At 41.9% G+C, this 4,513-nt stretch carries 4 protein-coding genes; 1 reads left to right on the plus strand and 3 read right to left on the minus strand.

Annotated elements, in window-relative coordinates; all coding sequences use genetic code 11:
- Positions 1-161: 161 nt before the first annotated feature.
- From ACZFYI_RS16195 to ACZFYI_RS16205, 3 genes are all read right to left on the minus strand, one after another.
- The gene (locus ACZFYI_RS16195; RefSeq protein WP_462525169.1) at positions 162-530 is read right to left on the minus strand and encodes a c-type cytochrome; all 369 of its coding nucleotides are present in this window, start codon (positions 528-530) and stop codon (positions 162-164) included.
- Between the two features lie 123 nt (positions 531-653).
- Positions 654-1,646 carry a glycoside hydrolase family 43 protein gene (locus ACZFYI_RS16200; RefSeq protein ID WP_462525170.1) on the minus strand — a complete coding sequence of 331 codons (993 nt, stop codon included), beginning with the start codon at positions 1,644-1,646 and terminating at the stop codon, positions 654-656.
- 10 nt (positions 1,647-1,656) lie between these two features.
- Positions 1,657-3,504, minus strand: coding sequence for a glycoside hydrolase family 2 protein (locus ACZFYI_RS16205; RefSeq protein ID WP_462525171.1), 1,848 nt, complete (start codon positions 3,502-3,504; stop codon positions 1,657-1,659).
- Positions 3,505-3,831: 327 nt separating this feature from the next.
- Between ACZFYI_RS16205 and ACZFYI_RS16210 the strand changes: the two genes are divergently transcribed.
- Positions 3,832-4,513, plus strand: a 682-nt coding sequence (locus ACZFYI_RS16210) for a 3-keto-disaccharide hydrolase (RefSeq protein ID WP_462525172.1), incomplete at its 3' end; no start/stop codon positions are given.

Consider the following 4,513-nt stretch of genomic DNA (forward strand, 5'->3'; position numbering starts at 1 on the left):
TAAAGAACCAATAAAGCAACCCCGGTTTTTGGCTGGGAAAAAGTAAAAGGAGAATTAAAGTTCTCGCCAAAAACAGGGAAGGCTAGATTCTTTTTTTCCCCTTTGCGAAACCTTGGCGTCCATTGCGGTAGAAAAATATCACCTCATGCATAACTGCAAAATCATTGATTTCTAAGTGATAGGATGAAGGTCACCATGGCCTCTGCATCCTCTTTTTTTATATCGGGATGTGGACTCATCACGGGATATCCCCAAGCACCTTTGCTCCCACGGATGACCTGCCGGGCCAGATGTTCTATGTATGTTTTGTCTGCAGGATATCTTTTTGCAATATCCCTGAAAGCCGGTCCTTTGGCCCTGTTTTCTGATTTGTGACAATCATAACAATCTGAATAAGCAATCAACACCTCTCCTTTTTTTACCAAAATAGAATCGAGTTCATGGTCATCACCGAGAATGGCCTTAATATAATCTGTTGAGGACTTTTCCGAAATGGTTTTTTTTTCATTACAAGAATTTATGAGGAGCAAGATCGAAAAGATTGGAACCAAAAATCTAACTTTTGGTGGTTCATAATTCTTCTTAAAAATGAAAGGGTATGATACCATTAGGTTTAAATGTATGATTTTTAAATGCCTTGAAAGTATTATTTTTTATTGAAGAGGCTTAGCGCCAACGCCTTCAAATGTGATTTTAACAGGCTTGATCAATCCTTTTTCGTCAAATTCCATTTTGTCGATACAGGTCACCCTGTGATTTCCATCCGTTTCTCCTAAAGGTCTCCTATGGTAAACCATGTAGTATTGCGCTGAATTTGGTTCAAATAAAACGGAATGGTGCCCTGCTCCCGTTGCCACCTCAGGATCCTGTTCCAAGACTACGCCTATCCGCTCAAAGGGTCCAAATGGATTGTCTGCTATGGCATAAGCGACTTTATAGTCAGGACCTGTCCAACCTCCTTCTGACCACATGAAATAATACTTTCCTTCCCTGATAAACATAAACGGTCCTTCCACATAACTTTCAGGAGTCACCTCTCTGTAAAATTCACCATCCTCAAATGGAAGCAGACCAGTAAAATCATCCTTCAACCTGACCACATTACACTTGCCCCAACCTCCGTAATACATCAGAAAACTCCCGTCTTTGTCCTTGAAGATAAACTGGTCTATGGGTTGGGCACCGTTGACGATTTCATTGATCAAAGGCTTCCCGATCAAATCCTTGAATGGTCCCTGTGGTTGGTCAGCAACAGCTACACCGATACCTCCGACCTGTCCCTCATGGACATCATTGGCGGCAAAGAAAAGGAAATACTTTCCCTTGTTTTCAATCACTCCCGGAGCCCACATGGCTGAATCGGCCCATTTGACTTCGGTGGTATCGATGATCCTTTCATGTTTGGTCCAACTGATGAGGTCTTTGGAAGAAAAACAATCCATAAAAACCTGTTTGGCAAACTTGTCAGAATAAGTCGGGTAAATCCAATAGGTATCCCCATAGATGATGGCTTCAGGATCGGCATACCAGCCTTCGAAAATCGGATTGCCGGAAAGTTGGGTTTGATTGGCTTTATTTTTCGAGGAACATGAAAGGAAATTAACAGCACAAATTACTACGGCTATTAAATTGATTGCTTTTTGCATCTCGGTCCCTTTACTTTTTATATAATTCACTATGCAACTTTTTCAAAACATCGACCGGCATCTTGATCACTTTCCGGTCATAGGTCATGATGCCGTTGGTTTCGATTTCCACATCTGTCGTTTGGGTGTAAACTGCCCCAGCCAATCCTTTGGGTATGTATTCAAGCAAATCATGGATCAAGAGCTTGTACCTATTTTCCAATTCTTCTTTGGATTTAAAACTTTGGTATCCCCAATTGTCTTTCTCCTGCCATGTATGTCCTTCTACAGGCAAACCCAAACCACCGTATTCACCCAAAACCAAAATCTGGATCTTGCCATAAATTTCCGGAGAAGGCATGGCCGGATCGGGGTAGTTGTGGATATCAAAAATATCCCCTGCGATCTTTGCACCTTTCAGCTCAAAATTTCCCCCACTTGCACTGTTGACCAATCTTGTAGGATCATAGGCTTTCGTCCAATCGGAGATCTCTTGGGTCTTAAACTGTCCCCAAGCTTCGTTGAATGGAACCCAAACCACAATGGAAGGAAAGTTATAATTGGCATCCATGATGGCTTTCCATTCTTTTCTGAAAATCGACTCGGATGCTGCGGTACGTTCCCTGTCCATTCCTTTGATCCAAATACCCGGTTTTTGTTCCCACCTGTTTCCCATATCCCCGCTCGGCATGTCCTGCCATACCATCATGCCCATTTTGTCACAATGGTAATACCAACGGGCAGGCTCCACTTTGACATGCTTGCGGATCATGTTGAAACCCATTTCTTTGGTTTTGATGATATCAAAAGCCAAAGCCTCATCAGTCGGAGCAGTGTACAAGCCATCAGGCCACCAACCTTGGTCCAATGGCCCGTAATGAAATACTTCTTTGCCATTCAGTGCAAAACGCTGCATTCCTTTGGAATCTGTAGTAATGGATATTTCTCTCAGAGCACCATAGGAGGTCACTTTGTCTAAGACTTTTTTACCCTTCATCAGACTGATTTCAAAATCATACAAATGGGGATTCTCTAAGGACCAACTGACAGGGTTGGGAATTTTGAGGGTTGCTTCCGAACCAAGACTGCCTGAAGTTTCAGCAATTATTGAACCTTTGTCCATGGCAGTGATTTTAAAATTCATTCCCGGATCAACAGAATTGGTTTTTATGGAAAATTTGAAAAGCCCATTGTCCCAATCCGGGGTCGTCTTGACATGGCTGATGTAAGCTACGGGAACAAATTCCAACCATACTGTCTGCCAAATACCGGTCACAGGGGTGTACCAGATTCCTCTTGGTTGGTTGACCTGCTTGCCTCTTGGCTGAGGGCCTTTATCGCTTGGATCCCAAACCCTCACGGTGATTTTCTGGTCGGTACTTTTTACCAAAAAATCTGTGATGTCATATGAAAAAGGATCGTATCCACCCTGATGTTTTCCTACAGATTTTCCATTTACAAAAACCTCTGATTCCCAATCCACCGCTCCAAAGTGAAGCAATACCCTTCCTTTTCTTTCAGAATTTGACACTTGTATGACCTTACTGTACCACAATTCATTTTCTGCACCGACAGCTTTGGTTACGCCCGAAAGGAAGGACTCGACGGGATACGGCAATGTAATCTTTCCGTCAAAAGAAGACGGTGATGGTTTTCCTTTTTCAAGGATGGCATAATCCCATTGCCCGTTGAGATTTCTCCAATTTCCTCTGACCATTTGCGGCCTGGGATATTCAGGAAGAGGTGCATTTGAATCCACATTTTCGGCCCATGGGGAAAGTATGGGTTTGGTATTTACCTGCTGTGCAAATAATGGTGAATATGATCCTAAAAGAAATATCAGGATGAAATTTAAAAAACTTAGAGATTTGGTTTTCATAGGTTTTATTTTGGGAGGATTGTTAACAAGAATTCTATGGATTGGATTTCAATATAACAGAAACCAAGGCAAACTAAAAGAAAGATATTCCCAAAAGAATGTAAGTGGATTTTGGATGCCTTTACATCATTTAAACATTTCGCCTCAAACGATGAATTGCCCATTTGTCAATTGTGAGGAATTTAATTGTTTCTAATTTTTTAAATTGGATTATCGAAGTTGAAAATCATGTCAACTCGAAATCGTTTGCGTAAATTAGACCTCTGTCACCTTGAAAATGACCTTGTTTTTAAGGACTTTGGTATCCCAAACAAACCCCTTATCAAAATGAAAAAAGCCTTTCAATTATTATTTCTATTTTGTTTTGCTGCTACTTTTTCCTGTCAGCAAAAGGAAGGTAAATCAGAAGAAGGTTGGACTGATCTCATCAATGGCGAAAATCTTGAAGGTTGGAAGACCTTGGGTGGGGAGGCTGAATTCAAAGTTGAAAATGGGGAAGTTGTGGGATATGCAAAAGCCAATACTCCCAATACTTTTTTGGTGACGGAACAGGAATATGGAGATTTCATTTTGGAACTGGATCTCAAAATTGATAACCTGTCCAGCAACTCAGGCATCATGGCCCGTGGTCAATATGATCCTGCAGGCAGAGAAGGAAAGGGTTTGGTATTCGGATATCAGATCGAAGCGGACCCAACAGACCGTGCTTGGTCCGGAGGATTGTATGATGAGGCAAGAAGAGGTTGGTTGTATCCGTTGGATTTGAATCCTGCAGCCAAGTCAGCATTTAAGATGGGAGAATGGAATTCTTACCGGATTGAAGCGATTGGAAAAGAGATCAAAACCTGGGTAAACGGACAGGAAGTGGCCTATGTGGTGGATGACATGGATGCCAAAGGATTTATAGGACTTCAGGTGCACAGTATCAGCAATCCTGAAGACGAGGGCAATAAAACTTATTTCAGAAATGTGAGGATTCAGACAGAGAACCTCACTCCCACTCCATTTA

It is taken from the genome of Aquiflexum sp., from assembly GCF_977115555.1.